This is a genomic window from Bradyrhizobium sp. UFLA05-153 (assembly GCF_054185185.1).
On the sequence record NZ_JBBIAM010000004.1, the window covers coordinates 113,854 to 129,672 of the forward strand.

The following is a 15,819-nucleotide window of genomic DNA, read 5'->3' on the forward strand; positions in this document are numbered from 1 at the left end:
GACGGGCACAACACCTGTGCAGAGCCATGCGGAGCACCGCAGACGCGGGCGACCGTGACTACAATTGCTGCACGTCGACGACACCCGCGACCGCCTTGATCGCGCCTGCGATCTGCGGCGAGACCTTGAAGCGGCCGGGCAGCTTCATCTCCACCTCGGTCTCGAGATCGAGCATCATTACCAGCGAGACCTCGCCGTCGCCGTTGGAGCGCGGCGCGATGCCGGGGCTGCCGACCTTCGGCGCGCCACCGTTCGAGGGCGCCGCATCCGGACCTGCAAGCCGCCTCGCGATCGATTCCAGAGGCTTGGTGTCGCGCAGGAAGATGCGCAGGCCCTTCTGCGTCTTGGCGGCGGCGTCATCGAGCGGCTCGGCGTGCAGCACGCGCGCGCGGACGTCCTCGCCCTGCAATTCCGCACCTAACTGCAGCAGCACCGCAGCGCCGGGCTCCAGCACGTCGCGATATTGCGCAAGCCCCTCGGAGAACAGCACCGCCTCGAAGTGGCCCGTGGGATCAGAGAGCCCCATGATGCCCATCTTGTTGCCGGTCTTGGTGCGCCGCTCCATGCGCGAGACCACGGTGGCCGCAACCTTGCCGGCGGTGGCGCCGGTTTTCACCGCGCGCGAGAACTCCGCCCAGCTCTGCACCCGCAGGCGCTTCAGCACAGTGGCGTAATCGTCGAGCGGATGGCCCGACAGGAAAAAGCCGATCGCATCGTATTCGCGGCGCAGGCACTCGGCCGGCAGCCATGGCTCGATCTGCGGCAGCATGATGGTCGGCGCGTCGGCTGCGCCTCCGAACATGTCGTTCTGCCCGACGGTCGCGGCCTCATGCGCGCGCTGGCAGGCGGCGAGGATCGCATCCGCACCGGCAAAGACGCGCGCGCGGTTCGGCTCCAGCGTGTCGAAGGCGCCGGCGGCGGCGAGACTTTCGATGATGCGCTTGTTGATCGCACGCGGCGACACGCGCGCGGCGAAATCGGCAAGCGAAGTGAACAGCCCGTTCTTCGTGCGCTCCTCGATGATCTGCTCGACGGCCTGAAGGCCGACGCCCTTCAGCGCAGCGAGCGCGTAATAGATCGTCTTCTCGCCGACCTCGAAGGTCGCGCCGGAGCGGTTGACGTTCGGCGGCTCGACCTTGATGCCGAGGCGCTGCGCCTCGGAGCGGAATTCGGAGAGCTTGTCGGTGTTGTTGAGATCGAGCGTCATCGACGCCGCGATGAACTCCACCGGATAATGCGCCTTCATGTAGGCGGTGTGGTAGGACACCAGCGCATAGGCCGCCGCGTGGCTCTTGTTGAAGCCGTAGTCGGCGAATTTGGCGAGCAACTCGAAGATGGTCTCGGCCTGCGCCTTCGGCACGCCGTTCTTCACCGCGCCCGCGACGAAGATGTCGCGCTGCTTGTCCATCTCGGCGCGGATCTTCTTGCCCATCGCGCGGCGCAGGAGGTCGGCGTCGCCGAGCGAATAGCCCGACATCACCTGCGCGATCTGCATCACCTGTTCCTGGTAGATGATGACGCCGAACGTCTCTTTCAGGATCGGCTCCAGGACGGGGTGGAGATATTCCGGCTCCTCGTCGCCGTGCTTGCGCGAACAATAGGTCGGGATGTTCGCCATCGGGCCCGGGCGATAGAGCGCGACCAGCGCGATGATGTCCTCGAAACGGTCGGGGCGCATGTCAATCAGCGCGCGTCGCATGCCCTGACTTTCAACCTGGAACACGCCGACCACGTCGCCGCGCGCCAGCATCTGGTAGCTCTCGGCATCGTCGATCGGCAGCGTCGCGAGATCGACATGGATGTCGCGCGGCTTGAGCAGCTTCACCGCGACATCGAGCACGGTCAGCGTCTTCAGGCCGAGGAAGTCGAACTTCACGAGGCCCGCGGGCTCGACCCATTTCATGTTGAACTGGGTCACCGGCATGTCGGACTTGGGATCGCGGTAGAGCGGCACGAGCTCGCTCAAGGGGCGATCGCCGATCACGATGCCGGCCGCGTGCGTCGAAGCATGCCGCGTCAGGCCTTCGAGGCGCTGGGCGATGTCGAAGGCGCGCGCCACCACCGGGTCTTCATCGCGGAACGCCTGGAGTTTTGGTTCGCTCTCGATCGCGGCGGCCAGCGTCACCGGCGCGGCCGGGTTCTGCGGCACCAGCTTGGTCAGCTTGTCGACCTGGCCATAGGGCATTTGCAGCACGCGCCCGACGTCGCGCAGCACGCCGCGCGCCTGCAGCGTACCGAAGGTGATGATCTGCGCGACCTGGTCGCGCCCATAGCGCTGCTGGACGTATTGGATCACCTCGCCGCGGCGGTCCTGGCAGAAGTCGATGTCGAAGTCCGGCATCGAGACGCGTTCCGGATTGAGGAAGCGCTCGAACAGGAGGCCAAACTTGATCGGATCGAGATCGGTGATGGTCAGCGCCCAGGCAACCAGCGAGCCTGCGCCGGAGCCGCGGCCCGGCCCGACCGGAATGCCCTGCAACTTCGCCCATTTGATGAAGTCGGACACGATCAGGAAGTAGCCCGCATATTTCATGCGGGTGATGACGTCGAGCTCGAAGGCGAGCCGCTTGTTGTAGTCCTCTTCCGTCGTGCCCTGCGACAGGCCGTGCACGCGCAGGCGGTTGGCGAGCCCCTCCTCCGCCTGCCGCTTCAATTCGCCCGCCTCGACCGCGGCCGCATCGGAGCTGCCTGCGGCGCCGACGGTGAAGAACGGCAGGATCGGCTTGCGCGTCATCGGTCGGAATGAGCAGCGCTCGGCGATCTCGATCGTCGAGGCCAGCGCTTCCGGAATGTCGGCGAACAGCACGGCCATCTCGGCGCGCGTCTTGAAGCGGTGATCGGGCGTGAGCTGCTCGCGCTCGGTCTCGGCAATCAGCCGGCCGCCGGCGATGCAGAGCAGCGCATCATGGGCCTCGTAGTCATCGGTCGAGGCGAAGTACGGCTCGTTGGTCGCAACCAGCGGCAGGCCTTTTGTGTAGGCGATGTCGATCAGCCCGCTCTCGATGCGGCGTTCCTTGTCGATGCCATGGCGCTGCAACTCGATGTACAGGCGGTCGCCGAACAGGGTCGAGAGCCGCTCGCAGCGCGTGGCTGCGAGCTCGGCATGGCCGGCCCCAAGCGCAAGCGAGATCGGCCCGTCCGGACCGCCCGTGAGCGCGATCAGGCCGTCGGTCTCGCCGTCGAGCCAATCGAACTTGATGAACGGCGCGTGGCTGTCGGGCGTCTCGAGGAATGCGCGCGAGTTCAGCCGCATCAGGCTGCGATAGCCGCGCTCCTGCGCCGCCAGCAGTACGACCCGCGACGGCAGAATCGCATTGCGCGCATTCGGATCCTGGTCGCCGAAATCGATCGCGAGCTCGCAGCCGACGATCGGCTGGATGCCGGAGCCCGCCATCTTGTCGGAGAACTCCAGCGCACCGAACATGTTGTCGGTGTCGGTCAGCGCCAGCGCCGGCTGATGGTCCTTTTTCGCAAGCTCGGCGAGCTTGGCGATCTTGATCGAGCCCTTGAGCAGCGAATAGGCCGAGTGAACGTGAAGATGGACAAATCCGGCGCTCGGCATGGTCGCTTAGGGCCTCTCAGCATCGTGGGGACACCAGCCGGACCAGGGCGCAGCATGCTGCACTTCGCTGGCCCGACTCGCCCGACAATGGTGGTGCCTCGGCCCCCAAGAGTCTACGGAGAGTCCACGGCAGGAGCGCACATTCCTCGCGCCGTCCCGCTTTTCAACAGAGGGGCCACCGATCCCCCGCTCAGAGCTGGGGAATCAGAGCTGGGGGATGACTTGCGCCCAGATCGCGATCATCCCGACGAACAGCGTGATCGACGCCAGTGCAGCGGCTTCTTCCACGAAGATCTTCAACACGGCCTTGCTCCCTCGCTAGAACATAGAGAGAACATTGTTCTATTTTTGTTCTAAGAGTCAAGCGGCGCAATGGCAGTCGCGGCGCGGCTTCGCACCCAATGGTTAACTCAATGAATTCAGAAAGAAAAAAGCCCCGGCACGAGGCCGGGGCTTTCGCAACCGCTCCGAGGGAGCGATCGATATCAGTACTTGGCGACGAGCGGGCCGCCGAACTTGTAGTTCAGGCGGACGAGACCCATGTCGACGTCCTGACGGATGCGGTCGGTACCCACGAGACCAACGAAGGTGACGTCCTTGTCCTGCAGGAAGATGTGGTTGTACTCGACGCCAACCGACCAGTTCGGCGCGAAGCCGACTTCGAGGCCGGCACCGATCGTGCCACCCCAACGGGTCTGGCTGGTCGAGGCGAGCAGCGCGCCGGTGGCGGTGCTGTACACATCGAACTTGTCGCCGACCACGGCCGCGCCGCCCTTCACATAGGCGAGCACGTTGTTCCAGGCGTAGCCGACCTGGCCGGTGATCAAACCGAACGAGTTGATGCGGGTGCGGTTGCGATCCGCGAACAGTGCGCTGATGTTGTCGCCGGAGAAGTCGGCCCAGTTGCCCTGGCCTTCGACGCCGAACACCCACTGGCCGGTCTGCCAGCGATAGCCGATCTGACCACCGACGGTGCCGCCGGTCGCGTTGTGCGAACCCTCAGTGCCCGTACCGACGAAGTCCCAGGTCGTGTGAGCCGAACCGCCACCGCCGTTGATACCGATGTAGAAGCCGCTCCAGTCGTAGATCGCGGCGACCATCGCGGGCGGAGCCTTCGTGTAAGGCCGTGCTGCGAGGTCAGCAGCCACCGCCGGCGCAGCCGCGCTGAGCGCAACGAGGCTAGCAGTGACAAGCAACAAACTCTTCTTCATTTGATTCCCGTTCCAGTTTCTTCGTAAAGGCCCCCGGGCCGTGGGCACCTCTTAACAGCGATCGACGGAATTGCTGTAGCCATGACGCAACAGTCCTATCGAAAGGACCTGGTACGTTAATGGATGTTTCTCGCGCGCAACCGGAGCTCGTTTGATCCCTGTTTTTGCAGTGGTTCCAGCGTTCATCGCATGATCCTCTGTTCACAGAAAACGCGTTCACATCTTGGTGTGAACGCGAGTGTGGCGCGCAAACTTTTTGTCTCCGCATTGCCGCCACAATCGCGCCAGCGCGGTTCCACAATGCAGCCCGTTCACAACGGCGTGTGGATCACAAGTTTCTAAGTGGAAGCGTCACTAGAGGCGTGGTCAGTGCCCCATGCCCGGCATCACCTGACCGTTGAAGATTTCGGGGTTCGGGGGCCCCTCGACGCTCAGGATGCCCGACAGCCCACGCTCCAATCGCGAAAGCGCATGATCGACCAGCGTGTAGTTGCCCGGGACCTCCAGCTTGAAGTCAACGATAGCCGCGCCGCCCGGCGCCACGGTGATGGTCTGGATTCCCTCATGCGGCGGGCTTTGAAGTCCGCCGAACGTGTAGACCTTGTCGAGTATCTCCCCGATGACGTGGAACGAGGATGTGTAGTTCGGCCCGCCGACGCCGAAGAAAATGCGCACGGTTTCGCCGACCTTGGCGTGCAGCGGGTGGAGCTTGGACAGCGCTCCGACTGAACCGTTGAAGACGAAGTATTCCGGGCGTTCGTTCAGAAGCTTCTCCACGCTAAACTCCGCGCTTCCACGCTGGCCGAAGGGCATGTCGGAATAGATTTCGCCCTGCATGACATAGAACTCGTGATCCACCGGCGGCAGGCCGCCTTCAGGCTCCACGAGGATCATGCCGTACATGCCGTTTGCAATGTGCTCGGCGACCATTGGGGTGGCGCAGTGATAGACATAGAGTCCCGGCACCAGCGCCTTCCACGTCATTGATTTCTCCTGGCCGGGATCGACCTGAAGAGCAGCCGCGCCGCCACCCGGGCCGGTTGCGGCATGGAAGTCGACCGAGTGGATCATCGAGCTGTCGGCGGAATTCTTCAGATGAATATCGATGGTGTCGCCGACACGCACCCGGATCATCGGGCCCGGCACCTTGCCGTTGAAGGTCCAGTAGCCGAACGTCGTTCCTTCCGCGAGCCTGCCTTCGAGCTCGACGCTCAAGAGGTCGACACGCACGGTTTGCGGATCGCGTTTGCCGATCGGCGGCGGCACGTCAGTGGGCTCACGCGAAATATCGGCTTCCACCACCGCCTGAGGCGGCGGGCGCGGGGTAACCAGGAATTGACCTTCCATCCCGGCTTGCCGATGGCCGGGCACGCTGCAGAAATAAACGAAGTCTCCGGACTTATCGGCGCGGAATGCGATCGTCGTGCTCGCGCCCTTTCCGGTAACGCGTGGCGAGGTGGTGTTCTGGTCGGGAAAGGCGATATCGTGCTGTGCCCCTTCGCCATTGATCAGAGTGAGTTGAACCACCTGTCCCTCAACCGCGGTCAGGACCGGATTGACCTTGCCGTCGATCTCGCCGCCCTCGCCGATATAGACCATCCGCCCTTCCGCGATCCCCGAACGCAAGGTGTATCGAGCGTCGGGAATGTAGGTGACGGAGGGACCGGGTGCGGCTTGCGCCACCTGTGTCTGGGCCGGCTGTGGCGTGGGCGACGCCGCAGCCTGCGAAGGCTGCTGCGCGGCGGTGGCCGCGGGCTGCGTGCCGCCTGCGAGATACGCGATCACGTCGGCCCGATCATGATCGGTCTTGAGGCCGGGAAACGGCATCTTGTTGCCCGGCACGACCTTCGCCGGGTCGGTCAGGTATTGGTCGAGCGTCTGCGCACTCCACACGATGTCAGCCGCCTTCATCGCGGGCGAATAATTGTAACCAGCCTCCGAGCCGGCCTTGCGGCCGATGACGCCGGCGAGCGACGGACCGAGCATGTTCTTGCCGGGCTCAGTAGAATGGCAGGCCTGGCACTTCCTGAAGACCAGACGACCTGCCGTGGCATCGCCGATTCCCCGCACGGCGTTCGAGGCGGCCGTTGCAGCATTGGACGCGGGCGCCGCAGGTGACTGTCCGGTCGTTGCGCTCGCCTGCGGCCTGTTGCCCTGTGCCATATGGTCAGGAGCGGGTGGTGACGGGCTGGCGGGCAGTGGTGGCGCTGCGCCTGGGGACAGGGTGTCCGCCGCCATGTGGTCATGAGCGGACGGCGAGGCAGCAACGGCCGGAGATGACGCGGCTGCGTTGGCGGTTGGCTTTGCGGTCGGCGCTGGATTGTTCTGATCGGCCGGCGACTGAGCAGGCGCCTTGCCTGATTGAGCGAGCTGCTGAGCAGGTTGCTTCGCGCTGCCGCCTTGTGGCGACGGCGTCTCGGTCGAGGCGACGGCCGGCTGGCCCCGATTGCGACCTTGATCCGATGAGGCGGCTTGATCCGAGGTGGGGGCTGCGGCAGGCGGCGGGTTCGTGGATGAAGACAGGCGTCCGACCAGATAGATCCCGCCGAAAATCACGGCCAGCCCGACAATGAAAACGGACGATGCCCGCCAGACGGCGCGAATTTGTTCCCACATCCTGAAAACCCGCTGCTTTGTCCGGCGCTCATCGGTAAGTATTGCTGCAATGCATCGGTCTCGTTTGATCTAAATCAACTGCGTAGGGTCGCTCCAACTGATCGCAACATTCCGCTCGGCCTTCACGCTTAGCGCTTGCCCTTACGCCCTAGACCGGCGTGTAGATGACGAGCTTCAACGCGGGATCGTCATTGGCCTGAAAGCTCGTGTGCTCGAAATGCAGCACGCCGAGGGTCGGATGAGACATGGTCTTGAGGCCCGAGGCGGTGCTGCGGATCTCGTGCGCTTCCCACCATTTGACGAATTCTGGACTGCCCTGCCGCAGCCGCGTCAGCAATTCGGCAAACGCCGGATCGCCCGCCCAGACGTCGTGGGTCGCGCGAAACATCGCGACCATGCGCTTGGCCACGTCCGCCCAGCCCGCACCGTAAGCCTTTCGCGTCTGCTTGTTGGTCATCATGAGAAGCATCGTGTTGCGATCTTCTTCGGGTAACCGACCGAACGCGAAGACCTCCTCGGCGGCATCGTTCCAGGCCAGCACGTCCCAGCGCCGCCCGGTGATATAGGCCGGCTGGTTCAGGCTCTCGATCAGGCGCTGGATCGGCGGCGGCACGATCTCGCGCGCGAACGCGCCCCTCGCGCCGTCGCGCGCCAACGCCTTCAGATGCGCGTGCTCGGTCCTGGAAAGGCGCAGCGCACGGGCCAGCGCATCGATCGTGGTGACCGACGGGCTGACGGTGCGCCCCTGCTCGAGGCGGATGTACCAGTCGACGCCGATGCCGGCGAGCTGCGCCACCTCCTCGCGCCGCAGCCCCGCGGTGCGCCGCCTTTGGCCAACCGGGAGGCCGACGGATTTCGGCGTCAGCTTTTCGCGGCGCGAACGCAGGAAATCGCCGAATTCGACACGTCGGGGATCGGCCATGATCTCTCTCTCCGCCTGTTATGCAGGGCCTTCATAATACTAGGATAATACCAGGCCTTCATGCACCTTCAAGGCAGGCGCATATTCCGTTCGGCTCGAATATGAGGTGAACATCATGAAAGCCGCTATCCTCAAATCCCTGGGAACACCGCTCGTCATCGAGGATGTCCCCGCCCCCACGCTCGGCACCGGCGAGGTCATCGTCGACGTCGTCGCCACCCGCGTGCTGCCTTATCTGAACGAGGTCTTCAGTGGCGCACGCAACTACGCGCTCGATCTGCCCGTGATCCCCGGTCCCGGCGGCATCGGCCGTATCAGCGCCATCGGGCCGGATGCGACCAGGCTCGCCGTCGGCGATTGGGTGTTTTGCGATCCGACCGTGCGTTCACGCGACGACGCGATCTCGCCCGACATCACGCTACAAGCCCTGAGTGCACGCGACGAAGGCGGCATGAAGCTGCAAAAGCATTTTCGTCACGGCTCGTTCGCCGAGCGGATGAGGGTGCCGACGGAGAATGTGAAGCGGCTCGGCGAGATCACACCGGCCGAGGCTTCGCGGTGGTGCGCACTCGGTACCATGCTCGTGCCCTATGGCGGCTTCCTCGCGGCCGACCTCAAGCCCGGCGAGACCGTGCTGGTCAGCGGCGCCACCGGCAATTTCGGCAGCGCTGCCGTGGCGGTGGCGCTCGCCATGGGCGCGGCCTGCGTCGTGGCGCCAGGGCGCAACGAGAAGATCCTCGCCGATCTCGTGCGGCGTTTCGGCCCGCGCGTGAGGCCCGTGAAGCTCTCCGGCAACGAGAGCGACGACCGCGAGCAGATGAAGTGCGCCGCACCCGGCCCGATCGATTGCGTGTTCGACATCATGCCGCCCTCGGTCAGTCCCACGGTGGTGCGCGCTGCGATCATGACGGTGCGCGCCCACGGCCGTGTCGTACTGATGGGCGGCGTCGGCATGGCCGGCGGCGTGGGGCTTGAGCTCCCCTACCCCTGGATCATGCGCAATTGCGTCACCATCCACGGCGTCTGGATGTATCCGCCCGATGCAGCGGTCCGCCTGGTCGCGCTCGTGCGCGCCGGGCTGCTGCGGCTCGACCATTACGAGACGACAGAATTCGATCTCGACCATGCCAACGAGGCCGTCGCGCACGCCGCGGCCCATGCGGCTCCGTTCAAGATGACGGTGATCCGGCCGTAGCCGACACAGCTCTGCGCGGCATGAAACCAGCCGGCCGCGGCCGTTCAACGACGCAGCTCTCGTCGAGACGAGGGGAGGCAACGCCAGCCCTCGTTGATTGGATGCGCATTGTCGCGCACCGGCGTCACTGCCCGACGCATTGCTGGACGAACTTGATGCGGTCCACCATGCCGAGACCCTGCGCCTCGGCCTGCTTGCGGCAGCCTTCGCGCTTGTCGATCCGCAACTGGATCTTCTCGACCAGGCTCACACCGACCGTGCCCACCTGCGGTTCGGCCGAAGCGGTCTTCCCGTCGTCGGTCGAAGGACCGTCGCCCGCCGCACGCGCGGCTTCCTGCAGCCGCTTGATGTCGTCCGGGCTCAGCTTTGGCCGATCGATGTCCAGCGTGATCCTGTTGATCTTGCCGGTGAAGGCGAATGGCGTCTGATAGTCGTTGTCATCGACCGGCGTGCCGGTGTCGGAACCAATGTCGAACGCCTCGTCCCACTGCAGGATGAAGGGAAGCGAGTGCTCCATCTTCTCCGTGGCCACCACGTTGCCATCGACCTTCAGCGTTCCGGTGCCGCCCTGTCCGATGCCGCTATAGTTTCCGAACACCATGGTGGCAGCGCCGAGGCCGTCATATTTGAAGTCGAACTCGATCACGTGCTTGCCGGGCGTCAGCTCAGGCCCTTCCCAGCGCACGCGCTTGAGATCGACGAGATTCCACGTAAACACGGGCTTGTTCTTCAGGAGATAGAGGCCATAGCCGGCGAATCGGCCGCCCTGGGTCACCAGCATGCCTTCGGCGCCGCCCTGCGGGATGTCCACGTCGGCCTTGAAGTTGTAGGACGAGTTGAGCAGGCTGGGCGCATCGCCATTTGGCGTGCCGGTTATCGGCTGGGTCCACGCGAAGTTCGTGCGTCCCGCGCTGAGACTCGGACGCGGCGTGATGATCCGGGTCGCCACCGACGAGTCGAGCGGCAGCACCTGATATTTTTCCGCTTCCTTCCAGAACTGCGCCTGCAATTCCTTCAGCTTGTCCGGATACTTGGCGGCAACGTCCTCGGCCTGCGTCCAGTCGTTGCGGAGATCATAGAGTTCCCAGGGGTAATCCTGCGGGGCCGGTGTCTTCGCAATCGTCACCCACGGCGGCCGCTGAACTTTTGTGCTCGCAATCCAGCCGTCGTTGTAGATGGCGCGATCCGCAAACATCTCAAAATATTGCGTCGTGTGAGTGGAGGGCGCGTTCGCGTTCTTGGCATCGAACGTATACGTCATGCTGACGCCCTCGATCGGGCTTTGCTTGATGCCGTCGACGAATTCCGGCTGCTTGATTTGAGCTGCCTCGAGAATGGTCGGAACGACGTCGATGACATGATGGAACTGGGTCCGGATGCCGCCCTTGTCCTTGATCGCCGCCGGCCAGGAGATCGCCATGCCCTGGCGCGTGCCGCCGAAGTGGGAGGCGATCTGCTTGGTCCAGGAGAACGGCGTGTCGAAAGCCCAGGCCCAGCCGATCGACATGTGGTTGTAGGTGCGATCGGTGCCCCACACATCATAGAAATATTTGAGCTGCTCCTCGACCGACGGGTTGATCTGGTTGAACATGGCCACTTCGTTCGGTGTGCCGTTCGGCTGGCCTTCCGCGCTCGTTCCGTTGTCGCCTTCGATGTAGATGATCAACGTGTTGTCGAGCTTGCCTATGTCCTGAATGGACTGGATCACACGACCGATTTCATTGTCGGCGTAGGCGGCAAACGCGGCAAAGACTTCGGCCTGACGGATGAACAGCTTCTTCTCGTCGGCTGAGAGTTGATCCCACTCCTTGATCAGATCCTTCGGCCACGGCGTCAGCTTCGCGTTCTGGGGAATGACGCCGAGCCGCTTCTGGTTCTCGAAGATCGTATCGCGGAGCTTGTTCCAGCCCTGGTCGAACAAATGCATGTCGCTGATCTTCTTGACCCACTCCGGCGTCGGGTGGTGCGGCGCGTGGGTTGCGCCGGGGGCGAATTTCACGAAGAACGGTGTGTCCGGCGATAGCGCGTTCATGCGATTCACATAATCGATCGCCTCGTCCGCCATCGCGGTCACCAGATTCCAGCCTGGCTTTCCCTGGAAGGGATAGATCGGCGTGGTGTTACGGACGAGATTGCCGGGCTCCCATTGATTGGTGTCGCCACCCATGAAGCCGTAGAAATATTCGAAACCCATGCCGGTCGGCCATTGATCGAACGGACCGGCCTGGCTCGCCTGGTATTCAGGCGTGTTGTGGTTCTTGCCGAACCAGGCGGTGTGATAGCCGTTGTCGGTCAGGATGCGGCCGATCGTTGCCTTGTCCCTGGTGATGACGCTGTCGTAACCGGGATAGCCGGTCGCCTGTTCGGCGACGACGCCATAGCCGGCGGAATGATGATTGCGCCCGGTGATCAAAGCTGCGCGCGTCGGGGAGCACAATGCGGTCGAGTGGAAGTTGGTATAACGCAAGCCGTTTTGTGCGATGCGATCAAGCGCGGGCGTCGGGATGACACCTCCGAATGTACTGGCAACGCCATAGCCGGCATCGTCGGTGATGATCAGCAGCACGTTCGGTGCGCCCTTGGGGGGCACCACGCGTGCTGGCCAGTACGGCTTTGAATCTCTTGCATCGCGCTCGATCTTGCCACCGAACTTCTGCGGTGGCGGCGGAAGTTGATCGCCGGGGATGGTGATCGTCGCCGCGGGAGATCCGGGCGGTGGCGCAACTTGTTGTGGTTGTGCTTGCTGTGCGATTGCCGGCGTACACAAGGCTGATGTCAGGATCAGCGCGGCAAAGGTCTTGCGAATATTCATTGCAAAATCCTCCGTGATACACGGACGCACACAGTCTGAAGAGCCCTTTCGTGCCGCACGCGTTGACACAGATCAACCATTCCAACGGAGTTACTCCGGAATGCTGATAGGTTCGACGAGATCGACACGCCGCGCTATCGGATTGCGCAGCACGCAAAGTGACTCCGCAGCCGAATACCGCGGACGAGCGATGCTGCGATAGTGGTTCCGGCGATCGCGTCGGCTGCTTCCGCTCGCGGGTCGGCGGCGTCGGCCCGCAGATAGGATTCATCTTCCCCGTCGGCGACATGCAGGGCTACCTCAACTTCAAGGGCTACAAGGAATTCGCTGCCGAGAACCGGCCCGAAGGCCGGAATGCCTGGGTGACGTTCGTCATCTCGCCAGCCGCTCCGCCCCCGGCGGTCACGCCAACCAAGCACGCGATCACGAACTAGGGCCCTTCATTCGCAACGGTTTGGAGCGCGGATGCGCGAAAGCCCTAACTGCCAATGAGCGGGCGGCCGTTTCGCTGTTCGTCCAAAACGTCCGATTCATTTGCGATAGATCAAGCAAGCACGGCCCCCCCTTCTTTAAAGAGGCAGGAACGCATTCGTATGCTCTGCTTCAGAGGAGGCGGGCCATGACGCAACGATGTGAGATTGTTCAGGATCTCCGCGGCGGGACACCTGGTCTTGAATCCCAATCTGCTTTCGACCGGCTGTTGAGACAATACTTCGCAATCCCGCCTGTTCGCGACTTTCGAGCAAAAGTTGGCGAAAGCGAAGAGCCCGGCGCAAGAATCCTTCCTCACACGCTGCCTGACCATAACTTCGTGGAGCAAGCGTTGGCATAGTGCACCCGCGCAGCCTGCCCAATTGCAGGAAGTACAGGCGCACTCCGTCGATGTGACCGGTGAGATACTAAGGAGCTTCAGATGAAGACCGCCCTGTTGTCGCTTGCGCTGCTCGCGAGCACCGCGCCCATACCCGTCTCCGATCGTGTTCCCGAATTGAAGGTCGAGGCGCTCTGCAAGGCGACGTCCGAAACGGACAAGGCCATGGGGTTGGCGCTGGCGCAGAGTGTTGCCGACTGCATGCGCGACGAAACCGCAGCGCAGCAGCAGCTCGGCACAGTATGGTCGACGACGAGAGCCACTGTCCGCGATGCTTGCGAGGGCGAGGCCAGTTCGGGTGGAATGCAAAGCTATGTCGATCTGCTCACCTGCATTCAGATGACGGACTCGGCAAGTGCGTTGTCCCCCGCACCGCCGCTCAGAGGCGCCAGCAAGAATCGAAACAAGCAGTAGCACAGGCCGCCGTTGTGCCGATCCCGCCGCCCGTGCGCCCGGGGGCGATGAGCCATCAGGCGCTCGCCCTTATCAATGTGACCGGCGTTGAACAGCGACCGCGATGATGGATTTATCGCGCTGATTTGCCCGACGCGTGAACCGATTTCGCAAAATCAGCAAGGCGCCGGCGGTCACCGGCTACTTTGCATGGGGTTGTTTTCGAGGTTTTTAGTCGAGCTCGACCACCTGGCCGTTGGAAAGCGACACCCGCCGGTCCATGCGGCCGGCGAGCTCCATGTTGTGGGTCGCGATCAACATCGAGACATGGGTCGCCTTGACGAGCTGCATCAGGGCCTGGAACACGTGCTCGGCGGTGCCGGGATCGAGGTTGCCGGTCGGCTCGTCCGCAAACAGAACACGCGGCGCGTTGGCGACCGCACGGGCGATCGCGACGCGCTGCTGCTCGCCGCCCGACAGCTCGGCCGGGCGATGGGTGATGCGGTCGCCGAGGCCGAGATAGCCCAGAATCTCCTTGGCGCGCTTCACGCTCTCGGACCGCTTCAGGCCGCGGATCATCTGCGGCAGCATGACGTTCTCCAGTGCCGAGAACTCCGGCAGCAGCCGGTGCGACTGGTAGACGAAGCCGATCTCGGTGCGGCGGAGCTGCGTGCGCTCGATGTCGGGCAGTTGCGAGGTCGGGGAGCCCCCGACATAGACCTCGCCGGAATCGGGCGCCTCGAGGAGGCCAGCGATATGCAGCAGCGTCGACTTGCCCGAACCTGACGGCGCCACCAGCGCCACCGACTGTCCGGCCCACAGCGCGAGCTTGGCGCCGTCGAGGATGGTCAGCACGTTCTCGCCTTGCACGTACTGCCGCTTTATCTCGTGGAGATAAATGACCGGTACATCTTCCGCCCCCTGCTCCATCAGCCCCTCACTCGTACCGGAGCGCTTCGACGGGATCGAGACGCGCGGCGCGCCAGGACGGGTAGAGCGTCGCAAGGAACGACAGCGTCAGCGCCATGATGACCACCGCCGTGGTCTCGCCGACATCGATCTCGGCAGGCAGGCGGGACAGGAAATAGAGCTCCGGCGAGAACAGTTCCGTGCTGGTGAGCCAGGACAGGAACTGCCGGATCGATTCGATATTGAGGCAGATGACGAGCCCGACGAAGAAGCCGACGAGCGTGCCGACCACGCCGATCGAGGCGCCCGTGATCAGGAAGATCCGCATGATCGAGCCTTGCGAGGCGCCCATGGTGCGCAGGATCGCGATGTCGCTGCCCTTGTCCTTCACCAGCATGATCAGGCCGGACACGATGTTGAGCGCGGCCACCAGCACGATCATGGTGAGGATCAGGAACATCACGTTGCGCTCGACCTGAAGCGCGTTGAAGAAGGTCGAGTTGCGCTGCCGCCAGTCGACCAGGAACACCGGACGGCCGGCAGCTTCAGTCACCGACTTGCGAAATGCGTCGATGCGATCGGGATTGGTGGTGAACACCTCGATCGCGGTGACGTCGTTGTTGCGGTTGAAATAGGCCTGCGCCTCGGGCAGCGGCATGAAGACGAAGCCGGCGTCATATTCGGACATGCCGATCTCGAACACCGCCACGATCTTGTACGGCTTGATCCGCGGTGTCGTGCCCATCGGCGTGACTGCGCCTTTCGGCGCGACCAGCGTGACGCTGTCCCCGGCATGCAGCGACAACTGGTCGGCGAGCCGACGGCCGATCGCCACACCCTGCCCTTCGTCGAAATTCTCGATCGAGCCCTGCTTGATGTTCTTGGCGATCGAGGTGAGGTTGTTCAGGTCATCGGCACGGATGCCGCGCACCAGCACGCCGGAGGCATTGAACGGCGATGAGGCCAGCGCCTGGCCGTCGACCACGGGTGCCGCGAGCCGCACGCCGTCGACCTGGCTGATGCGCTCGGCGACGTCCTTCCAGTCGGTCAGCGGCGATTCCAGCGGCTGCACCAGGATGTGGCCGTTGAGGCCGAGGATCTTGTCGAGCAGTTCCTTGCGGAAGCCGTTCATGACGGCCATGACGATGATCAGCGTAGCCACGCCGAGCATGATGCCGAGGAAGGAGAATCCGGCGATGACCGAGATGAATCCTTCCTTGCGGCGCGCCCGCAGGTAGCGCGCCGACAACATCCATTCGAACGGCGCGAAGGGCGCGGTTTGCACAGGCTCGGTCATGGTCTCATCCATCGCTCGATAATCCCATGAT

The 15,819-nt window shown here is 63.6% G+C and carries 9 protein-coding genes and 1 pseudogene; 3 read left to right on the plus strand and 7 right to left on the minus strand.

The features are described from left to right. Positions 1-58: 58 nt before the first annotated feature. The 4 genes from dnaE to Q2941_RS04275 all read right to left on the minus strand — a co-directional run bounded on the left by dnaE (position 59) and on the right by Q2941_RS04275 (position 8,311). Positions 59-3,562 (minus strand): DNA polymerase III subunit alpha, encoded by a 3,504-nt coding sequence (dnaE, locus tag Q2941_RS04260; RefSeq protein WP_458191735.1) that lies wholly within the window; start codon positions 3,560-3,562, stop codon positions 59-61. A 485-nt stretch (positions 3,563-4,047) separates the two neighbouring features. Then, positions 4,048-4,773, minus strand: coding sequence for an outer membrane protein (locus Q2941_RS04265; RefSeq protein WP_254112192.1), 726 nt, complete (start codon positions 4,771-4,773; stop codon positions 4,048-4,050). 366 nt (positions 4,774-5,139) lie between these two features. Further along, positions 5,140-7,011, minus strand: coding sequence for a copper-containing nitrite reductase (nirK, locus tag Q2941_RS04270; RefSeq protein ID WP_458191736.1), 1,872 nt, complete (start codon positions 7,009-7,011; stop codon positions 5,140-5,142). A gap of 526 nt (positions 7,012-7,537) precedes the next feature. Beyond that, entirely contained in the window at positions 7,538-8,311 is a 774-nt protein-coding gene (locus tag Q2941_RS04275) for a helix-turn-helix transcriptional regulator (RefSeq protein WP_458191737.1), read from the minus strand. A gap of 115 nt (positions 8,312-8,426) precedes the next feature. Here Q2941_RS04275 and Q2941_RS04280 point away from each other — a divergent pair, with 115 nt between their 5' ends. Beyond that, on the plus strand, positions 8,427-9,506 hold the full coding sequence (locus Q2941_RS04280) for a zinc-binding dehydrogenase (RefSeq protein ID WP_458191738.1): 1,080 nt from the start codon (positions 8,427-8,429) through the stop codon (positions 9,504-9,506). A 124-nt stretch (positions 9,507-9,630) separates the two neighbouring features. Here the strand turns inward: Q2941_RS04280 and Q2941_RS04285 are convergent, their stop codons facing one another. Beyond that, positions 9,631-12,318 (minus strand): arylsulfatase, encoded by a 2,688-nt coding sequence (locus Q2941_RS04285; protein WP_458191739.1) that lies wholly within the window; start codon positions 12,316-12,318, stop codon positions 9,631-9,633. Positions 12,319-12,512: 194 nt separating this feature from the next. Here Q2941_RS04285 and Q2941_RS04290 point away from each other — a divergent pair. After that, a pseudogene (locus Q2941_RS04290) lies at positions 12,513-12,752 on the plus strand (transporter); the annotation flags it as partial. Between the two features lie 479 nt (positions 12,753-13,231). After that, complete coding sequence (locus Q2941_RS04295; protein WP_254112186.1) at positions 13,232-13,603, plus strand: hypothetical protein; 372 nt, start codon at positions 13,232-13,234, stop codon at positions 13,601-13,603. 210 nt (positions 13,604-13,813) lie between these two features. Here Q2941_RS04295 and Q2941_RS04300 read toward each other — a convergent pair whose 3' ends face one another. Together Q2941_RS04300 and Q2941_RS04305 are read right to left on the minus strand one after the other, a co-directional pair. Then, the gene (locus Q2941_RS04300) at positions 13,814-14,515 is read right to left on the minus strand and encodes an ABC transporter ATP-binding protein (RefSeq protein ID WP_027523840.1); all 702 of its coding nucleotides are present in this window, start codon (positions 14,513-14,515) and stop codon (positions 13,814-13,816) included. A gap of 4 nt (positions 14,516-14,519) precedes the next feature. Beyond that, on the minus strand, positions 14,520-15,800 hold the full coding sequence (locus Q2941_RS04305; protein ID WP_027523839.1) for a lipoprotein-releasing ABC transporter permease subunit: 1,281 nt from the start codon (positions 15,798-15,800) through the stop codon (positions 14,520-14,522). Positions 15,801-15,819: the final 19 nt, after the last annotated feature.